Annotated in this window: 17 protein-coding genes and 3 pseudogenes; 17 read left to right on the top strand and 3 right to left on the bottom strand. The window is 38.8% G+C overall.

Annotation, left to right across the window (positions count from 1 at the left end):
- Nucleotides 1-4 precede the first annotated feature (4 nt).
- From rnpM to DQN23_RS01980, 11 genes and pseudogenes are all read left to right on the top strand, one after another.
- Entirely contained in the window at nt 5-301 is a 297-nt protein-coding gene (gene rnpM, locus DQN23_RS01930; RefSeq protein ID WP_006531117.1) for an RNase P modulator RnpM, read from the top strand.
- Nucleotides 294-596 carry a YlxQ-related RNA-binding protein gene (locus DQN23_RS01935; protein WP_020916261.1) on the top strand — a complete coding sequence of 101 codons (303 nt, stop codon included), beginning with the start codon at nt 294-296 and terminating at the stop codon, nt 594-596. The genes rnpM and DQN23_RS01935 overlap by 8 nt, the downstream gene beginning before the upstream one ends.
- Before the next feature lie 19 nt (nt 597-615).
- On the top strand, nt 616-3,339 hold the full coding sequence (infB, locus tag DQN23_RS01940; RefSeq protein WP_111712642.1) for a translation initiation factor IF-2: 2,724 nt from the start codon (nt 616-618) through the stop codon (nt 3,337-3,339).
- Between the two features lie 260 nt (nt 3,340-3,599).
- Nucleotides 3,600-3,950, top strand: a complete 351-nt coding sequence (rbfA, locus tag DQN23_RS01945; RefSeq protein WP_058813660.1) for a 30S ribosome-binding factor RbfA — start codon at nt 3,600-3,602, stop codon at nt 3,948-3,950.
- Nucleotides 3,951-4,051: 101 nt separating this feature from the next.
- Nucleotides 4,052-4,633: an LOG family protein gene (locus DQN23_RS01950; RefSeq protein ID WP_058813661.1), complete on the top strand. Its 582-nt coding sequence runs from the start codon at nt 4,052-4,054 to the stop codon at nt 4,631-4,633.
- Nucleotides 4,599-5,143: pseudogene (locus DQN23_RS01955) on the top strand (nucleotidyltransferase family protein). The gene DQN23_RS01950 and the pseudogene DQN23_RS01955 overlap by 35 nt, the downstream one beginning before the upstream one ends.
- Before the next feature lie 180 nt (nt 5,144-5,323).
- Nucleotides 5,324-5,755 (top strand): CopY/TcrY family copper transport repressor, encoded by a 432-nt coding sequence (locus DQN23_RS01960; protein WP_058813662.1) that lies wholly within the window; start codon nt 5,324-5,326, stop codon nt 5,753-5,755.
- Between the two features lie 37 nt (nt 5,756-5,792).
- A complete protein-coding gene (locus DQN23_RS01965; RefSeq protein ID WP_058813663.1) occupies nt 5,793-8,030 on the top strand; it encodes a heavy metal translocating P-type ATPase in 2,238 nt (745 codons plus the stop codon).
- Nucleotides 8,031-8,041: 11 nt separating this feature from the next.
- Entirely contained in the window at nt 8,042-8,248 is a 207-nt protein-coding gene (locus DQN23_RS01970; protein WP_058813664.1) for a heavy-metal-associated domain-containing protein, read from the top strand.
- An 89-nt stretch (nt 8,249-8,337) separates the two neighbouring features.
- Nucleotides 8,338-8,964 carry a trimeric intracellular cation channel family protein gene (locus DQN23_RS01975; RefSeq protein ID WP_039695927.1) on the top strand — a complete coding sequence of 209 codons (627 nt, stop codon included), beginning with the start codon at nt 8,338-8,340 and terminating at the stop codon, nt 8,962-8,964.
- Nucleotides 8,957-9,769 carry a Cof-type HAD-IIB family hydrolase gene (locus tag DQN23_RS01980; protein WP_111712643.1) on the top strand — a complete coding sequence of 271 codons (813 nt, stop codon included), beginning with the start codon at nt 8,957-8,959 and terminating at the stop codon, nt 9,767-9,769. Before DQN23_RS01975 ends, DQN23_RS01980 begins: the two co-directional genes overlap by 8 nt.
- Nucleotides 9,770-9,806: 37 nt before the next feature.
- Here DQN23_RS01980 and DQN23_RS01985 read toward each other — a convergent pair whose 3' ends face one another.
- A complete protein-coding gene (locus tag DQN23_RS01985; protein ID WP_020916270.1) occupies nt 9,807-10,364 on the bottom strand; it encodes a TetR/AcrR family transcriptional regulator in 558 nt (185 codons plus the stop codon).
- Between the two features lie 132 nt (nt 10,365-10,496).
- Here DQN23_RS01985 and DQN23_RS01990 point away from each other — a divergent pair, with 132 nt between their 5' ends.
- Nucleotides 10,497-11,342, top strand: a complete 846-nt coding sequence (locus DQN23_RS01990) for a DegV family protein (protein WP_020916271.1) — start codon at nt 10,497-10,499, stop codon at nt 11,340-11,342.
- 204 nt (nt 11,343-11,546) lie between these two features.
- Here the strand turns inward: DQN23_RS01990 and DQN23_RS01995 are convergent.
- Nucleotides 11,547-12,055 (bottom strand): annotated as a pseudogene (locus DQN23_RS01995) (YgjV family protein).
- A gap of 2 nt (nt 12,056-12,057) precedes the next feature.
- The gene (locus DQN23_RS02000) at nt 12,058-12,669 is read right to left on the bottom strand and encodes a hypothetical protein (RefSeq protein ID WP_020916272.1); all 612 of its coding nucleotides are present in this window, start codon (nt 12,667-12,669) and stop codon (nt 12,058-12,060) included.
- 363 nt (nt 12,670-13,032) lie between these two features.
- Here DQN23_RS02000 and DQN23_RS02005 point away from each other — a divergent pair, with 363 nt between their 5' ends.
- The 5 genes and pseudogenes from DQN23_RS02005 to glyS all read left to right on the top strand — a co-directional run bounded on the left by DQN23_RS02005 (nt 13,033) and on the right by glyS (nt 20,185).
- Nucleotides 13,033-14,664 carry a Na/Pi cotransporter family protein gene (locus DQN23_RS02005; protein ID WP_058813666.1) on the top strand — a complete coding sequence of 544 codons (1,632 nt, stop codon included), beginning with the start codon at nt 13,033-13,035 and terminating at the stop codon, nt 14,662-14,664.
- 189 nt (nt 14,665-14,853) lie between these two features.
- A pseudogene (locus DQN23_RS09165) lies at nt 14,854-15,639 on the top strand (DUF3737 family protein); the annotation flags it as partial.
- Between the two features lie 93 nt (nt 15,640-15,732).
- Nucleotides 15,733-16,881 (top strand): N-acetylglucosamine-6-phosphate deacetylase, encoded by a 1,149-nt coding sequence (gene nagA, locus DQN23_RS02015; RefSeq protein WP_043894965.1) that lies wholly within the window; start codon nt 15,733-15,735, stop codon nt 16,879-16,881.
- A gap of 347 nt (nt 16,882-17,228) precedes the next feature.
- Nucleotides 17,229-18,146 (top strand): glycine--tRNA ligase subunit alpha, encoded by a 918-nt coding sequence (gene glyQ / locus DQN23_RS02020; RefSeq protein WP_006531137.1) that lies wholly within the window; start codon nt 17,229-17,231, stop codon nt 18,144-18,146.
- The gene (glyS, locus tag DQN23_RS02025; RefSeq protein WP_111712644.1) at nt 18,146-20,185 is read left to right on the top strand and encodes a glycine--tRNA ligase subunit beta; all 2,040 of its coding nucleotides are present in this window, start codon (nt 18,146-18,148) and stop codon (nt 20,183-20,185) included. The genes glyQ and glyS overlap by 1 nt, the downstream gene beginning before the upstream one ends.
- The last annotated feature ends 43 nt before the right edge of the window (nt 20,186-20,228 follow it).

Consider the following 20,228-nt stretch of genomic DNA (forward strand, 5'->3'; position numbering starts at 1 on the left):
TTTCATGGCTAAAACACGTAAAATACCTTTAAGAAAATCAGTTGTTTCAGGTGAAGTTATTGATAAGCGTGATTTACTTCGCATTGTTAAGAACAAAGAAGGTGAGATTTTTATCGATCCAACTGGTAAGCAAAACGGACGTGGTGCTTACATCAAACTTGACAATGCAGAAGCTCTTCAAGCCAAAGAAAAACGCGTCTTTAACCGTAGCTTTTCAATGGAAGTTCCTGAATCATTTTATGATGAATTGATTGCTTACGTAGATCACAAAGTCAAAAGAAGAGAGTTAGGTCTTGAATAACCACCAAAGATTGTCAAATTTAATTGGCCTAGCACAACGTGCAGGAAAAGTTATTTCTGGAGAAGAATTAGTTATTAAGGCTATCCAATCTGGCAAAGCAAAATTTGTTTTTCTGGCAAATGATGCTGGTGATAATTTGACAAAGAAAACAACTGATAAAAGTCATTATTACAAAGTAGAAGTCTCCACAGTGTTTAACACACTGGAATTAAGTGCTGCGCTTGGTAAACCACGTAAAGTGGTTGCCATAGCAGACGCTGGATTTTCAAAGAAAATGAGGACTCTTATGAACTAACAGAATAGGAGGACATCAATTGTCAAAGAAAAGATTATATGAAATCGCTAAAGAACTGGGCAAATCAAGCAAAGAAGTTGTTGACTATGCTCAAGAGCTAGGACTTGATGTGAAGAGCCATTCTTCTAGCGTTGACGAATCTGATGCCAAACGAATTGTGGCGAAATTCTCAGGGAATGCCAAACCAGCTGCGGCAAAAGCCAAAGTTGAAAAAGTAGCTGAGAAAATAGTTGCAGAAGCTCCTAAAGTAGCTCCTGCTAAACCTCAGAGCCGTAATTTCAAGGCGGAACGTGAAGCGCGTGCTAAAGCTGAAGCTGAAAAACGAGCTAAAGGCGGCGATAAAAAGCGCAATAACAATAAAGGACGCGACAATCGTTCTAATCGTGACAGGCAAGAGAATGCCCGAAATAATCGCAAACAACGCGATCGCAATTCTCAAAATCATAATCGAAGAGATCAACAGCGTGATAATCACCAAAGAGATCAACGAAACGATCGAAATCAAGCAGCAAAACCACGTATCGATTTCAAGGCACGTGCCGCTGCTTTGAAAGCAGAACAAAATGCTGAGTATTCTCGCCAAAGCGAAAATCGCATTCACGAAAAAGAAGCTGCTAAGCGTAAAGCAAAAGCAACTAAAGAACAAGAGCACAAAGCTCATGTGGAAGCGAAAGCTAAGGCTGAAGAACACAAAGCAAAAGCAGCAAAACCTGCAACTTCTGCGTCAAAATATGTGGCTGCAGAACAAGCAGCACCTGCTGTAGATAAACGTCGTAAGAAACAAGCTCGTCCTGAAAAATCACGTGATTATGAACGTGATAATGAAGATAGACTACGCAAGAATAGAAAAAATTGGAATAATCATAACCAAGTGAGAAATCAAAGAAATAGTAACTGGAATAATAATAAGAAAAACAAAAAAGGTAAACATAACAATCGTAACAACGCTCCAAAACCTGTAACAGAGCGTAAGTTCCACGAATTACCTAAAGAATTTGAATATACTGAAGGCATGACTGTTGCTGAAATCGCAAAACGTATCAAACGCGAACCAGCAGAAATCGTTAAGAAACTCTTCTTGATGGGTGTTATGGCCACTCAAAACCAATCCCTCGACAGTGATACAATCGAATTGTTGATGGTTGATTATGGTATTGAAGCACACAAAAAAGTCGAAGTTGATGAAGCTGATATCGAACGCTTCTTTGCTGACGAAGGCTACCTCAACCCAGACGAAATGGTTGAACGTGCTCCTGTCGTAACTATCATGGGACACGTTGACCACGGTAAAACAACCCTTCTTGATACCCTTCGTAATTCACGTGTCGCTACAGGCGAAGCTGGTGGTATCACTCAACACATCGGTGCTTACCAAATCGTTGAAAATGGTAAGAAAATTACCTTCCTTGATACACCAGGTCACGCGGCCTTTACATCAATGCGTGCGCGTGGTGCCTCAATCACAGATATCACTATCTTGATTGTTGCCGCTGATGACGGTGTTATGCCTCAAACAATCGAAGCTATTAACCACTCTAAAGCCGCTGGTGTCCCAATCATCGTTGCTATCAACAAGATTGATAAACCAGGTGCTAACCCAGAACGTGTTATCGGTGAATTGGCAGAACACGGAATCATCTCATCTGCTTGGGGTGGTGACTGTGAATTCGTTGAAATTTCAGCTAAATTTGGTAAAAACATTGATGAATTGTTAGAAACAGTTCTTCTTGTTGCTGAAATGGAAGAATTGAAAGCTGACCCAACAGTTCGCGCTATCGGTACTGTTATCGAAGCTCGTCTTGATAAAGGTAAAGGACCTGTGGCAACACTTCTTGTCCAACAAGGTACTCTTCATGTTCAAGACCCAATCGTTGTTGGTAACACATTCGGTCGTGTTCGTGCTATGGTTAATGACCTTGGACGCCGTGTTAAAGTGGCAGAACCATCAACACCAGTATCAATCACTGGTTTGAATGATGTGCCTATGGCAGGTGACCACTTTGCGGTTTACGAAGATGAAAAAGCTGCGCGTGCAGCCGGTGAAGAACGTGCTAAACGTGCTTTGTTGAAACAACGTCAAGTTACTCAACGTGTTAGTCTTGAAAACCTCTTTGATACCCTTAAAGCAGGTCAAGTTAAGACTGTTAACGTCATCATCAAAGCTGACGTACAAGGTTCTGTTGAAGCCCTTGCTGCCTCACTTCTTAAAATCGATGTTGAAGGCGTAAAAGTTTCAGTTGTTCACTCAGCCGTAGGTGCTATCAACGAATCAGACGTTACTCTTGCTGAAGCATCAAATGCCTTCATCATTGGATTTAACGTCCGCCCTACACCACAAGCTCGCGAACAAGCAGAAGCTGATGAAGTAGATATTCGTCTTCACTCAATCATCTACAAAGTTATCGAAGAAGTTGAAGATGCTATGAAAGGTATGCTTGACCCTGAATACAAAGAAAAAATCATCGGTGAAGCTCTTATCCGTGAAACATTTAAAGTATCTAAAGTTGGTACAATCGGTGGATTCATGGTTACAAATGGTAAAATTACGCGTGATGCTAGCGCACGTGTCATCCGTGACGGTGTCGTTATCTTCGACGGTAAACTTGCCAGCCTTAAACACTTCAAAGATGACGTTAAAGAAATCGGAAACGGCCAAGAAGGTGGTTTGATGATTGAAAACTACAACGATATCAAAGTTGATGACGTTATCGAAGCTTACGTTATGGAAGAAATTAAACGTTAATTCCCATTGAGACTGAAGTTTCTAATGGGAATACGGCAAGCACTATGGTGCCTTGCCTAAACGTTACACTAGTCTAAAACTTTCAGTATAATCGACTGAAAGTTTTAGACGTCGAAACGCTCCATTTTCTAAGAAACTAAAATCTCTAATGAGAATATGGCAATCCCTATGTAGCTTTTCTTAAACGTTACAGTTATAAATGAATAAAAGCTAGGCTTGCTTAGCCTAGCTTTTTCAAAAAGATTAGAAAGGAAATAACTATGGCTAATCATCGTGTCGACCGTGTTGGTATGGAAATCAAACGTGAAGTCAATGAAATTTTGCATAAAAAAGTTCGCGACCCACGTGTTCAAGATGTGACAATTACTGATGTTCAAATGCTTGGAGACCTTTCAATGGCTAAAGTGTATTACACAATTCACTCTGAACTTGCATCAGATAACCAAAAAGCCCAAATTGGTCTTGAAAAAGCTAAAGGTACAATCAAACGCGAACTCGGTCGCAACTTGACAATGTACAAAATCCCAGATTTGATATTTATCAAAGATGAATCAATCGAATACGGAAATAAAATCGATCAATTGCTTCGTGATTTGGAAGTTAAAAAATAAATTTTAGTTAACTAGAATTTTATATGAGAAAGGTCTGCCACTTGGCAGGCCTTTTTTGGGTGTGATATAATGAAAGTGGTTTAGCGAGGAATATTGTGAAGATGAAAATTACGGTTTATTTGGGGTCAAGTTTTGGCAATGACCCGATTTATAAGGAAAATATCATTGAATTAGGTCATTGGTTAGCCAAACAGAAGCATCAATTAATCTATGGTGGCAGTAAAGATGGTCTAATGGGCATTTTGGCAGATACGGTTTTAGCTGATGGCGGAGAGGTTTATGGTATTATTCCGCTTGATTTTAAAAAGCGTGAAAAAGCTCATTTGCATTTAACAGAGCTCACTGTGGTAGCTGATATGGATGAGCGTAAGCGACTCTTAATGGATAATGGGGAGCTTTTTTTGGCTTTTCCAGGTGGTCCTGGAACTCTTGAGGAAATTGTCCAAGCTTTTTCTTGGGCACGCATTGGGCTCCATCATAAACCGTGTCTTTTTCTTAATTTGAATGGTTATTATAACCCTCTCAAAGCCCTTTTTGACCAAATGGTGACTACGGAATTTTTGAGACAAGAAGATCGTGATAAGGCCATTTTTGTAGATGATTTAAAGGCTCTGCAAGAATTTGTAAAAGCTTATCAAAGAGAGGAAAATGATAGATTTCAAAGCTTTATTTGCAAGCGATAAAGAGTTGATAGCGATTTTAACTATAATAGCTGAGCTTGAGCTGCCAGATGCTTGGCTTGCTGCGGGGGCACTTCGTAATTACGTTTGGATGTCTTATCAGGAAAGCCAGGTTTGTTGGATACAAGTGACATTGATGTTGTCTTTTTTGCCCCTGAGATTACTTATGAGAAGACTTAAGCTATTCAAGAACAGCTTCAAGTGGCCTACCCTAGTTATCAATGGGAAGTCAAAAATCAGGTCTTTATGCATGGTCACAGTCCGCACACAGCCCCTTATCAAAATGCTAGAGGTGCTATCAGTAAATATCCAGAACGCTGTACAGCTATAGCAGCACGTTTAAAAGATGGTGATTTAGAATTATTTTTGCCTTACGGTGATGATATTGTTAATTTTATTGTGCAACTGACACCACATTTCTTAGCAGATGAAGAGCGTATGGCAGTCTACCGTGAGCGCTTGAAAAAGAAAGATTGGCAAAAGAGATGGCCGCGCTTGCAAATTCTAGCGTAAAGAACTAGGATGAAGGTGTAAACTCTTCTAAATTACTCAGAGCACAAAGTTATTTGTGTTTAAAGTTCGAAATATTAAATTTCGGACTATTTTTTGCAGTTATAGTTGACAAATGTAGACCATAGAAATATAATGAATTTACAAACGTAAACCAAAAAAAGATATTTAGAAAGGAATGCTATGTCAATTTCAAAATCAGAATGGGAGATCATACGCGTGATTTGGACTAAAGATGCGGCGACGAGTGGTCAGATTCTTGATGTTCTAGGTGAAAAAAATAGCTGGACAGCCTCAACGGTTAAGACTTTGTTGAAACGTTTAGTTGATAAAGGTTACTTGACAAGAAAGAGGTCTGGCAAAGCTTTTCTCTATTCAAGTCTCTTGTCTGAGCAAGAAGCTATGAACCAGCAGGCTGATGACTTATTTGATAAATTTTGTCAGCGTAAGCACAAGACTATTCTTGAACATCTGTTGAAAGAAACGCCAATGAGACTTTCTGACATTGCTGATTTACAAGCTCTGCTATCATCCAAAGAAAAAGAAGCTTTGGATGAAGTACCGTGTAATTGTATTCCTGGACAATGTCGTTGTAAAGAACACCTTGGTCTTTAATGGTTGATTTGTCAGATTTCTGATAGGAAGGTATCTTATGGAAAAAGAAGAAGTCTTTGTCATTGACGGTATGACTTGTGCGGCTTGTGCTTTAACCGTCGAGAATGCTGTCAATAAAATAGATCATGTCGATTCAGCGGTTGTTAATCTGACAACAGAGAAGATGACTGTACGCTATAATCCTGACTTAGTCAGTGAAGCTGAGATTGAAAAAGCTGTTGTGGATGCTGGGTATGGCGCTTGTGTCTTTAACCCAACAACAGCTAAAAGCCAATCAGAACGCCAGAGCGAAGCCACTCATAATATGTGGCATAAGTTTTTGTGGTCTGCGACTTTTGCGATTCCCTTGCTTTATCTCTCGATGGGCAGTATGATGGGCATGTGGGTGCCAAAAGTTGTTAGCATGAGTGAGCATCCTTTGATTTTTGCGCTGGTTCAGCTTGCATTGACTTTACCAGTCATGTACTTTGGGCGCCGTTTTTATGTTAATGGTTTTCGTGCTTTGTTAAAAGTACATCCTAATATGGATTCCTTAGTAGCTTTGGCAACAACCGCAGCATTTCTTTATAGTCTTTACAGCACTTACCACATCATTCTTGGGCATGTTCATCACGTGCATATGCTGTACTTTGAATCAGTTGCGGTGATTTTGACCTTGATTACCTTGGGAAAATATTTTGAAACCTTGTCGAAAGGCCGAACATCCGATGCCATCCAAAAGCTCTTAACCTTGTCTGCTAAAGAAGCAATGGTTATCCGAGATGGTGTTGAGCAGAAAATCCCAATTGATCAGGTTCAAGTAGGTGACCTTATCATGGTCAAACCAGGTGAAAAAATTCCTGTTGATGGTTATGTGGTGTCAGGACATTCGGCTATTGATGAATCAATGCTGACGGGTGAAAGTATCCCAGTGGAAAAAGTAGCAGATGATAAGGTGTTTGGAGCTTCAATCAATGGACAAGGTTCCCTAACCATTCGTGCTGAAAAAGTCGGTGATGAAACTCTTTTAGCCCAAATCATTAAACTGGTTGAAGATGCCCAACAAACCAAAGCACCGATTGCTAAGATTGCTGATAAGGTTGCTGGTGTTTTTGTGCCAGCAGTTATGACTATCGCTTTGATTACTTTCTTATTCTGGTATTTTGCCAAGGGTGAAAGTTTTGTTTTTGCTCTCCAAGTCGCTATCGCTATTCTGGTGATTGCTTGTCCATGTGCTCTTGGACTTGCCACACCAACAGCCATCATGGTCGGAACTGGTCGAGGCGCTGAAAACGGGATTCTTTACAAACGTGGTGACGTCCTTGAAAATGCTCATCACATTGATACCATGGTCTTTGATAAGACAGGAACTATTACACAAGGAAAACCACAAGTGGTTGATGTTATCGCCTATCACGGTGATGAAAAGAGCCTGCTTGTTCAGGTCGCTTCCGTTGAAAAGTATTCAGAGCATCCACTTAGTCAGGCTATTGTAGAAAAAGCTAGCGCTGACAAACTAACTTTGGAAGAAGTTGAGAATTTCACTTCTTTGACAGGACGAGGTTTACAAGCTGATCTTGCAGGGAAGACCGTTTACGTCGGTAACCGCAGATTGATGGAAGAGTTACAAGTTGATTTGACCGCGAGTGAAACAGCTGTGCTGGCTGCGACACAAAAAGGTCAAACACCGATTTACATCTCGGCTAATGAGCAACTGATAGGAGTAATTACCGTAGCGGATTTGTTAAAAGCAGATAGTAAAGATACCGTCGCTAAATTACAAAATCAAGGCATTGATGTTGTTTTACTAACAGGAGATAACAGCAATACCGCGCAAGCTATTGCCAAACAAGCCGGCATTAAGACTGTGATTAGCGAAGTCTTGCCTGACCAAAAATCACAAGCTATTAAGGACTTGCAGCGTCAAGGAAAAATGGTTGCCATGGTCGGTGACGGGATTAATGATGCGCCAGCGTTAGCAGTAGCAGATATTGGGATTGCGGTAGGTTCAGGAACTGACATTGCCATTGAGTCAGCGGATATTATCCTAATGAAACCAGAAATTTCAGATGTCCTCAGAGCTTTAAGCATCAGTTGTTTGACGATTAAAGTGGTTAAGGAAAATCTCTTCTGGGCATTCATCTACAATATTCTAGCGATTCCAGTTGCGATGGGAGTTTTGTATCTCTTTGGTGGACCTTTGCTTAATCCCATGATTGCAGGACTTGCTATGGGCTTTAGTTCAGTGTCAGTGGTTCTAAATGCCCTTCGCTTAAAATACATGACATTAAAATAAAGGAGTTTCTCATGGAAAAAACATATGAAGTAACAGGCATGAAATGCCAAGGTTGTGTCACAAAAGTGACTGAAAAATTATCAGCTGTTTCTGGCGTGAAAGCAGTTAATGTTGATTTAGAGAAAAAACAAGCGACTATCACAGGACGTCCATTTAAGTTCTTTTTAAAACGTGCGCTTAAAGGAACAAAATTTAGCCTCGGAAAAGAAATTAAGTAAAATTTAGAAAAACAGAGCTTGCTCTGTTTTTTTACTTCTTTAAAAATGATAAACTAGTCTAGTAAGAAAAAATATAGTTTGGAATCAAAATGACGATGAATGTTTGGGATTTATTAAGTATCATTGGTTCTATCGCCTTTGCTTTATCTGGAGCAATCGTCGCGATGGAAGAAGATTTTGACATACTTGGGATTTTTATCCTAGGTTTTGTGACTGCCTTTGGTGGTGGAGCTATTCGTAATCTTTTGATTGGTTTGCCGATTAGCGCCCTCTGGTCTCAGAGTCAGTGTTTTTATTTTGCCTTGGCAGCCATGTTATTTATCATGGTATTTCCAAATATCATTACTCACAAAGGTTGGCGAAAAGCAGAAGTCTTGACGGATGCTATTGGTCTTGCAGCTTTTAGTGTTCAAGGAGCTATGTATGCTGTTAAACTTCATCAACCTTTAAGTGCGGTGATTGTTGCCGCTGTTTTGACTGGTGCAGGTGGTGGTATTGTCCGAGATATCTTAGCTGGTCGAAAACCAAGTGTGCTTAGAAGTGAAGTTTACGCTGGTTGGGCAATTTTAGCGGCGCTTGCGATTTATTTTAAAATCGTTCATAACGATCCAGGCTATTATGTATTAGTTTTAATTCTGACAATCTTACGTATGATAGGCTACTGGCGTCAGTGGCATTTGCCAAAAATTAAACGGAAGGTCACTAAAAATGATTAAATTAATTGCAATCGATTTAGATGGAACATTACTTAATTCAGATAAAAAAATTCCTGAAGAAAATGTCAAAGCAATCCAAAAAGCGGCACAAGCCGGGGTAAAAATTGTTCTTTGTACAGGACGTCCAAAATCAGGAATTCTTCCATTTTTTGAAAAATTGGGCTTGGACGATGAAGAATACATCATCATGAATAATGGTTGCACCATTTACAATACCAAAAATTGGGAACTTGTTTTTTATGCTCAAGTCACAAATGAAGAGCTAGATAAATTGAACGAAGCTGTTGCTGATTATCCAGATGTTTGCTTAACCTTGACAGGTGAAAAACATTATTACGCTGTAGCTGAAGAAGTTCCAGAACTTGTCCAATACGATGCTGGTCTTGTCTTTGATATCGCTCATGCAGTCACACTTGATGAGATGAAGGCGACAGACGAAATCATCTTCCAAGCTATGTACATGGCAAAAGCGCCACAATTAAATCCATTTCAAGAAGCAAAAGAAACAGCTTTGGCTAAAGATTTTAGTGTGGTTCGTAGCCAAGAATATATCTTTGAAGCTATGCCAAAAGGCTACACGAAAGCAACAGCTCTTAAAGCTTTGTCAGAAAAACTTGGCTTCTCACCAGAGCAAGTCATGGCACTTGGTGATGCTGCCAACGACCTTGAAATGCTTGAATTTGCTTATCATAGCGTTGCTATGGGAAATGCGACAGACGAAGTCAAATCTATTTGCCGCTACGAAACAACAACTAATGACAATGCCGGAGTAGCTCAGGCTATTTACGATTATGTTTTGAAATAATAAAAATACCGACCTAATTGTGGTCGGTATTTTCTTCTTATAAGAAAAGTGGCAAGCCGATTGCAGCTACTTCCTCAGCAGGGATACGCATGTCATCAGCTACCCAGTTTGAAAGAACTGAGATAATGGCGTTACTCCAGAAAGAATTCGTGTAGTGTGAATCATGTTTTTTATTGAACCTTTGGTAAGCTTTTAATCGTTTAGAGACGATGCTCGTCAAGAGTTTTTCTAGGTGTTGTTCAAAAATGAAGCCAAGAACTTGTGCCTCTTTTTTGGCTTCATTCAGAATGAAAAGCCATGCTTGGGAGAGCTGATTTTTCAAATCAAATGCTTTGAGACCACGAAAAATACGACGAACGATTTGGGTTAGAATAGACTCTAAAATAGCTTCTTTAGACTTATAATTACGGTAGAAAGCGTTGCGTGAGACACCAGCTTTAGCAACGAGTTCTGAAATCGTAATTTGGCTCAAGGTTTTCTTTTCAAGAAGGAGCAAAAGTGCAGTTTCTAGCGCTTCACGTGTCAATTTTCGTGATTCTTTATTAGAAACTTTTAAATTTTGTAAGGACTTTTTTGAAATTATCTTTTCCGTCATGACAAAACCCTCTTACTTGTGACATCTGATTGTTTTTAATACTAAGATAAAGACATTAATGATATAATTTTAGGTGAAAATAGTTTGTTTGTCAAATGAATTTAAATTTCGAATGAATTGGAGGAAATAGATATGACTTGGAAAATTGTGACTGATTCAGGTTGTGACCTTCGACATATTGAAGGGCTTGCAGAACACACAGAATTTCAAAATGTCCCACTAACAATTCAAATTGGTTCAGAAATTTTTGTGGATGATGAAGGATTAGACGTTGCTAATATGATGACAACCATGTACGCAAGTCCTGTTTCATCAAAATCAAGTTGCCCTAGCCCAGATGCCTTCTTACAAGCTTACCAAGGTGCTGAAAATGTTATTGCTATCACGATTACAGGTAATCTTTCAGGAAGTCACAATAGTGCGCAGGTTGCAAAACACATGCTTTTGGAGGAACATCCAAATGTCAATGTTCACGTTATTGACTCTTTGTCTGCAGGTGGTGAGATTGATTTAATCGTCGAAGAATTAAATCGTCTGATTGCTAAAGGCTTAAGCTTTGATGAAGTGGTCGAAGCTATCACGGCTTATCAAGAAAAGACAAAATTGCTATTTGTTTTGGCACGTGTGGATAACCTTGTCAAAAATGGACGTTTGAGCAAGCTAGTCGGGAAAGTTGTTGGCCTTTTTAATATCCGCATGGTTGGTAAAGCTAGTGACGAAGGAAAATTGGAACTCCTTCACAAAGTGCGTGGTCAAAAGAAAGCTGTTCAAGCAACCGTTGAGGAAATGTTCAAAGAAGGTTACCAAGGTGGCAAGGTTATGATTGCTCACGCAAATAACGAAAAAACTTGTCAACAATTGAGTGACAAAATCAAAGAAAAATACCCACAAGCTGATGTTCGCTTTATCCCAGCATCAGGTCTTTGCAGCTTTTACGGTGAAGATGGTGGTATTTTATTAGGATATGAAACAGTGTAAGTCAATATAAAACTGCATGAGTATGACTCATGTAGTTTTTGCATATTAAAAAAACGTCTTAACTAAAATCAATTTCATGTCATTATTGCCACAACTTGATTTTAGGACTATTTGCGAGTGAAACGAGCAACAAAAAAAGATACTTTCACCACGGCAGAAAGTATCAGAAAATGAGTTTATTTCTAGTTGAGTCTTGATGAAAAATCAAGATTTATTTTTCTTATGACTAAGTGAACTGTATTTTGAAATAGCTATTAAGGTCGTTAATGTGATAACAACTTCCATAACTAAAGTAGGGTAAGCTTTGATGGTGAAATCGTAAAAAGACTACAGTAGCATATTTTCAACAGTAACCCAGCGCAGCCATTGAACTTTGCTAGTCATAAAGGTGATGATGGTATAAGACACAGATGAAATCAAGGGAAGAAAGCCAATCAAACCAAGGTTGTTAAAGTAAGTTCCTGCAGAAACTTGGATAATCACTAAAATAACGGTTGTGTAGATGGAATCCCAGTGTTTAATCATTAACGTGTTATGAATGATAGACACGCTAATCGAAATAGCGCCAGTGTAACCACCGAGTAAAAAATTAGCAATCATCGTAAAGAAATAATCCGATAATTGCCAAGTTAACATAGTTTTTTCGTTTTAGCAAATGATGAAATGGCTAAGCAAGTTGCACCAATTGCCGAGAAGATAAATCCAATTGAGATCATTAATAGCTATAATAAGTATAAGTACCATCATTTGTAACTGATGTAGGAGTGCGAGAGGTGTTATTTGGGTCAACAGTAGACTCAGTTGTGTCGTCAGAAGATGTAGCAGTATTTGTAGTTGTAGTTGCTGTATTGGCAGCAGCAATAGCGTTAGAAACAGCGTCAAGACGTGCTTGAAGTTGATCTTTAGTAGCTTGGTTAGTTAGCACATCAATCGCAGCTTGAGCAGCAGTGACATTGTCGCTAGTTTGATTGTCTTCAGCAGTTTTGACAGCATTTTCAGCATTTGTTTGATTTGTTACTTCAGCAGAAACAGCATCTAGTTGAGACTGGAAATCTGTTTTCTTAGCTTCATCAGAGATTTTGTTGATAGCCGCTTGTGCATTTGTCACAGCTTCAGCAGACGGATTAGCTTGAGCAGCAGATAATAATTCTTGGGCTTTAGCTTCTAGGTCAGCTTGACTAAAAGAGGAAGAACTGATTGAGCTTTTTGGTTGTGAACTTGACGTATTAGTCTTTGTATTACCAAAGAAAAGGTAAATACCACCAGCAAAGGCAATTAAAATGATACTTAGAATAAAATAAGTAACTTCACTTTTTGAGGCTTTCATGAAAACTCCTTCTATAATAAAATAAATGCGATGTGACAAAGAAGTTGTTATCACATTTTTTGATAATAAACGTATTTAGTAGCATTCTGTGGCAAGCACAGCGCCCTTAACTATTATAACATATAAATGACAGCGCATTAATTTTTTCTAAAAACCTCCCTCAAATTTTAGTCTTTTTATCATTTATGTTTAGAAATAGCTACTAAAAAGGGGAAAATGACCGCTTATCTTAAAAGAGTAGCATTTTTCAGTTAGTTATCAATTTAGAAAAAGCTTAAAAAACACTTGTTTGTTTTCTTTGAATACATTAAAATGGAAACATCGGGTTTTTCCGGTAAAATTATAATATTTGAGGATAAGACTGTGTCAGTAAATTGGCAAGAAATTGCTTTTGGTTTTTTTGGAGGTCTAGGACTCTTTCTCTTCAGTATTAAATATATGGGAGACGGTCTACAACAGGCTGCAGGAGACAGACTTCGTTTTTATATCGACAAATATACGAGTAATCCTTTTTTAGGAATTCTTGTTGGTTTAGCCATGTCAGCCCTAATCCAATCAAGTTCAGGGGTAACAGTTATCACTGTTGGCCTTGTGTCAGCAGGACTTTTAACCTTGCAACAAGCGATTGGTATTGTCATGGGAGCCAATATCGGGACGACTGTAACGTCCTTTCTGATTGGTTTTAATTTAGGTGACTATGCACTCCCAATGATTTTTATTGGTGCTGCTTTGTTATTCTTCACGTCAAACCGACGTTTGAATAATATCGGACGTATCATCTTTGGTGTAGGAGGAATTTTCTTCTCGCTTAATATCATGGGTGATGCTATGGGACCATTAAAAACTGTTCCAGCCTTTCAGGATTATTTAGCAACCTTAGGTGACAAACCGATTATGGGTGTTTTGATTGGGACTGGCTTGACCATGCTTATCCAATCATCAGCTGCCATCATTGGTATTTTACAAGGGTTATACGCAGGTCATTTACTTGATCTTCAAGGCTCAATTCCTATTCTTTTAGGAAGTAATATCGGTACTTGTATCACAGCCGTGTTAGCAGCGATTGGTTCAAATATCGCAGCCAAACGTGTGGCTGGAGCTCACGTTCTCTTCAACGTTGTCGGAACAGTGCTCTTTATGATTCTTTTGGTACCATTTACTAACTTGATGCAATGGATGGAAGTTCACTTTAAATTGACACCAGCCATGACGGTTGCCTTTGCCCATGGAACATTTAACATTACAAATACCATCTTGCTCTTCCCATTCATTGGAACATTGGCATTTGTTGTGACAAAATTAATTCCTGGTGAAGATGAAGCTGCTAAATACAAAGCTGTTTACCTTGATAAGATTATTCTAAAACAAGCGCCAGCTATTGCCCTTGGTAATGCTAAAAAAGAATTGATTCACTTGGGTGCCTTTGCCACACAAGCCTTTGAAGCAGCATTCTTATTTGTTGAAACATGTAATGAAAAATACGCTGATAAGACACAAAAATTTGAAGATACTATCAATAATGTCGATGAAGAATTGACTAAATATTTGATTGATCTTTCAAGTGAACAATTGAATCGACACGAAAGTGAAATTTTATCAAGTATCTTAGATTCATCACGTGACTTGGAACGTATCGGTGACCACAGTATCAGTTTGGTTCACTTGATGGAGCACAATATTTCAAAAGATATTACTTTCTCACCAGCTTCCGTTCAAGAAATTGATCAACTTTACCATGAAACACATCGCATGATTTTGGATTCATTGAAAGTTGTTATCGATAACGACCTACCTTTGGCAAATGAGTTGGTAGATCGTCATAAAGATATCGCTCATTTGGAACGCCGCATCCGTAAGAACCATATCAAACGCATGAACAACGGTGAATGTACACCACTTGCAGGGGTTAACTTCATCGATCTGATTACGCCATGTACACGTATCACAGATCACGCTCTAAACTTGGTCGAAAAAGTACTTGAAAATCAAATTTAATCATACATTTAACACCTTTGAACTTTTGCTGGTTTGAAGGTGTTTTTTGTCGTTTTTATTAGATAAGCACTTGACTTGGAGTTTAGTCTAAGGTGTAGGATGGTGCTATCAAGAGATGATAAAGAGATTGATTTGAAAACACTTATTAAGAATCAGACTTACGACGAGGAGTGAACTTTATATGCTAGCTCCGATATTTTAGTGGATACTTGTCAATTTACGGGACCAGCAGGTGGTGAAAGTGCCTTAAAAGGAAGTAAGAATATCGAAGTAAGAGACTTTTATTTTAATTTACGCTATCCATTTTGGCATGACAAAGGATTGGTGATAACTGACTCAGAAATGACGGAAAATTGTAGAGCTGCTCTCTGGTATTCAGACAATATTGGGATTAGTTATTCGAAACTACACGGGATTAAGGCTTTACGCGAATATTCAAATGTTGCCATTTCTGACAGTGAGATTATCTAACCTGAATTTGGTTGGTCGGTGAAAGATATTGCGATGACGGATACTGTTGTCACTAGCGAGTATTTTATGTTGCATTCGGATAGACTTCATTTTCATCAAGTAACTTTGAATGGAAAATATTCTTTTCAGTACATTTCTGATTCTATTTTTGAGGATTGTGAGTTTAATACCAAAGATGCTTTTTGGCATGCTAAAAATGTTGTCGTTAAAAATAGTATTGTTAAAGGTGAATATCTCGCTTGGTATAGCGAAAATGTGACCTTTGAAAATTGTACCATCATTGGAACGCAACCTTTTTGTTATTGTAAAAACCTAACATTGATTAATTGTAAAATGCTTGATGCAGATTTAGCTTTTGAAAAGTTAGAAGTTACAGCCGGTATCACAACACCAGTGATTAGTATCAAAAATCCTTTAAGTGGAGTGATTACAGTTTCTGATCTTGGTGAGTTGATAATGGATGATGCTACGGCTAAAGGAAAAGTTATTATCTGTAATCAATAGAAAGGTCTGTTAATAAAAATTGGTCTAATTTTGGTATATACCATTTACAAAAAAGCGCTTTTATTTTATAATATAAGCATGGAGGCGATTCAAATGACAAAATATATCAAAGCAGATGAATTTTACTATCCTTACCATGTTAAGGGTGCAGGTTACCTTGCTATCGAAGGTGACTCTTTTGGCGATTGGCAAGCAGAAGCACCGCATGATGCAGACATTATAGATTATACAGGTTTTAGTGTGGCACCTGGTTTAGTAGACACACATATCCATGGTTTTGCTGGTGTTGATGTCATGGACAATCATCAAGAGGTTTTTGAGACAATGAGTAAGGCTCTTTTGGGAGCTGGTGTCACAAGTTTTTTACCAACAGCTTTGACGGCATCATTTGAGATCTTAGATGATATTTGTCGTACGGCAGCTGATTTTGCTGGTAAAGAAAGCGGTGCGCGGATCCAAGGACTTTTCTTTGAAGGACCTTATTTTACAGAAAAATACAAAGGGGCTCAAAACCCGTCTTATATGAAAAATCCTTCAACAGCTGAACTTGATCAATGGCTTAAAAGTTCAAAAGGATTATTGAAAAAAATTGCTTTAGCACCTGAACGAGACGAAGTCGAAGACTTTATTGATTATGCGACTCGTAAAAATGTGATTGTAGCTCTTGGACATTCAGATGCTACTTACCAGCAAGCAGCGCAAGCAGTCGAAGCAGGGGCTTCTGTTTGGGTTCATGCTTATAATGGTATGCGTGGTCTTAATCATCGTGAGCCAGGTATGGTCGGTGCAGTTTATGAACTACCAAATACCTATGCTGAGTTGATTTGTGATGGGCATCATGTGCATCCATCAGCATGTGATATTTTGATGCATCAAAAAGACCACGAACATGTTGTCCTGATTACGGATTGCATGAGTGCTGGTGGTCTTGAAGATGGCGATTATATGCTTGGAGAATTTCCTGTTATCGTTGAAAAAGGAACAGCACGTTTGAAATCAAATGGCGCTCTAGCAGGTTCTATTCTTCAGTTGAAGGATGCTGTTAAAAATGTAGTCAATTGGGGAATCGCCTCAAAAGCGCAAGCCATTAGTATGGCAAGTCTCACAGCAGCAATTTCTGTTGGGATTGACGATAGATGCGGTCAAATCAAAAAAGGTTACAAAGCTGATTTTATCGTTCTAGACAAGGACCTTGACTTACGAGCAACATATCTAGGCGGACAAGAAGCCTGGAAAGCGTAATAGACTAAAAGTTGAATTTACAGTAGTAGATTCAGCTTTTTTGATATTTACTAGACACTCAATTACATTTGTGCTAAAATAGCTGGTAAAGAGAGAAATCCTCATGGTGTTTCTTAGCGAGTCCGAGGTGGTGGAAGTCGGATGAAACTGAAATGAGTTGCTGGCGCTTTCACTTAGCTAGGCTAAGTTAAAATCAAATAAATGAAGTAATAAAATAGGGTGGAACCGCGTTTTAACGCCCCTTATGAGGTATCATATAGGTGTGTTGGCGGTTTTTTATATTGTAAAAAAGCTGATTTCCTTAGATACTTCGCAAAAACTAAGTTAACAAAATAAGGAGTAGATGTATGTCTAAAAAATTGACTTTTCAAGAAATTATTTTGACTTTGCAACAATTTTGGAACGACCAAGGTTGTATGTTAATGCAAGCTTACGATAATGAAAAAGGTGCTGGTACAATGAGCCCTTACACATTCCTTCGTGCCATCGGTCCAGAACCATGGAATGCAGCTTATGTAGAACCATCACGTCGTCCTGCAGATGGTCGTTACGGTGAAAACCCTAACCGTCTTTATCAACACCACCAATTCCAAGTTGTTATGAAACCATCTCCATCTAACATTCAAGAACTTTACCTTGAATCATTGGAACGTTTGGGAATCAACACTTTGGAACACGACATCCGTTTCGTTGAAGATAACTGGGAAAATCCATCAACTGGTTCAGCTGGTCTTGGATGGGAAGTTTGGCTTGACGGTATGGAAATCACTCAATTTACTTACTTCCAACAAGTTGGTGGTTTGCAAACTGGTCCTGTAACTTCAGAAGTTACTTATGGTCTTGAACGTTTGGCATCATATATCCAAGAAGTAGATTCAGTTTATGATATCGAATGGGCTCCAGGTGTTAAATATGGTGAAATCTTCCTTCAACCAGAATTTGAACACTCAAAATACTCATTTGAAATTTCTAACCAAGACATGCTTCTTGAAAACTTTGAAAAATTTGAAACAGAAGCTAAACGTTGCTTGGAAGAAAACTTAGTTCACCCAGCTTACGATTACGTTTTGAAATGTTCACACACATTCAACTTGCTTGATGCGCGTGGAGCTGTTTCTGTAACAGAACGTGCTGGTTACATCGCTCGTATCCGTAACTTGGCTCGTGTCGTTGCTAAAACATTTGTTGCGGAACGTAAACGTCTTGGTTACCCATTGCTTGATGAAGCAACACGTGAAAAACTTTTGAAGGAGGATGCTGAATAATGGCTAAAAATTTACTTGTAGAACTTGGTTTAGAAGAATTACCAGCTTATGTTGTTACTCCAAGTGAAAAACAACTTGGCGACCGCATGGCAGCATTTTTAAAAGAAAAACGTTTGGCTTTTGAAGGCATTCAAACCTTCTCAACACCACGTCGTTTGGCTGTTCGTGTTCTTGGTCTTGCAGATACTCAAACTGATTTAATAGAAGACTTCAAAGGTCCTTCTAAAAAAATTGCTTTGGATGCTGATGGTAACTTTACAAAAGCTGCTCAAGGTTTTGTTCGTGGTAAAGGTTTGACAACTGATGACATCGAATTCCGCGAAGTCAAAGGTGAAGAATATGTCTACGTTACAAAACACGAAGCAGGAAAAGCTGCTAAAGAAGTCCTTGTTGGCATTCCAGAAATTTTGTTAGCTATGACTTTCCCAGTAAACATGCACTGGGCAAACAACACATTCGAATACATCCGTCCAGTTCACACATTGACTGTACTTCTTGATGACGAAGCACTTGACCTTGACTTTTTGGATATCCACTCGGGTCGTGTGAGCCGTGGTCACCGTTTTCTTGGTCACGAAACAGAAATTGCAACTGCTGATTCATACGAAGAAGATTTGCGTAAAGTTTTTGTTATCGCTGACGCAAAAGAACGTCAAGACATGATTGTTAACCAAATCAAAGCTATCGAAAAAGCTCAAAACGTTCGCGTTGAAATCGATGACGAATTGCTTAATGAAGTGCTTAACTTGGTTGAATACCCGACTGCTTTCATGGGAAGCTTCGATACTAAATACCTTGAAGTTCCAGAAGAAGTGCTTGTGACATCAATGAAAAACCACCAACGTTACTTCGTTGTTCGTGACCTTGATGGTAATTTGATGCCAAACTTCATCTCAGTTCGTAACGGTAATGAAAACCACATCGAAAACGTTATTAAAGGTAACGAAAAAGTTCTTGTTGCTCGTTTGGAAGATGGTGAATTCTTCTGGCGTGAAGACCAAAAACTTAAAATCGCTGACCTTGTAGCTAAGCTTGATAACGTAACATTCCACGAAAAAATTGGTTCACTTTCAGAACACATGAAACGTAGCAAGGTGATTGCTGCTTACCTTGCTGAAAAAGCTGGCGCTTCTGCAGAAGAAAGCAAAGCACTTGCACGCGCTGCTGAAATCTACAAATTTGACCTATTGACTGGTATGGTTGGTGAATTTGACGAATTGCAAGGTATTATGGGTGAAAAATATGCTCTTCTTGCTGGTGAAGATGCCGCAGTAGCAGCAGCTATTCGCGAACACTACCTTCCAAACTCAGCTGATGGTGACCTTCCAGAAACTAAAGTTGGTGCACTTTTGGCACTTGCTGATAAATTGGATACTATCTTGTCATTCTTCTCAGTTGGTTTGATTCCATCAGGTTCAAACGACCCATACGCTCTTCGTCGTGCGACGGCTGGTGTGGTTCGTATCATGGATGCCTTTGGCTTGAAAATTCCAATGGATGAATTGGTTGACAACCTTTATGCTTTGTCATTTGATAGTTTGACTTACGAACACAAAGCAGAAGTGATGGACTTCACTCGTGCACGTGTTGAAAAAATGATGAACAAATCAGTTTCTAAAGACATTAAAGAAGCTGTTCTTGCTGGTTCAAACTTTGTTGTGGCTGAAATGCTTGAAGCTGCTGACGCTCTTGTTGAAGCAAGCAAAGCAGAAGGTTACAAAGCCGCTGTTGAAAGTCTTTCACGTGTCTTCAACCTTGCTGAAAAAGCACAAGCAGGTGTAGCAGTTGATGCTAATTTGTTTGAAAATGATGAAGAAAAATCTTTGGCACAAGCCGCAGCTGACTTAAACTTGGCTGGTTCTGCTAGCGATAAATTGGCACAATTGTTTGCTCTAAGTTCAGTTATCGACAAATTCTTTGACAATACAATGGTTATGGTAGATAATGAAGCTGTTAAAAATAACCGCTTAGCTATTCTTACTGAATTGACAGCAAAAGCAAGCAGCGTTGCCGCATTTAACAAATTGAATACCAAATAAGCTTAAGAAATCTACTCTTTGAGTAGATTTCTGGTGTATATCA

This window comes from Streptococcus lutetiensis (genome assembly GCF_900475675.1).
In the GTDB taxonomy this organism is placed as follows: Bacteria; Bacillota; Bacilli; order Lactobacillales; family Streptococcaceae; genus Streptococcus; species Streptococcus lutetiensis.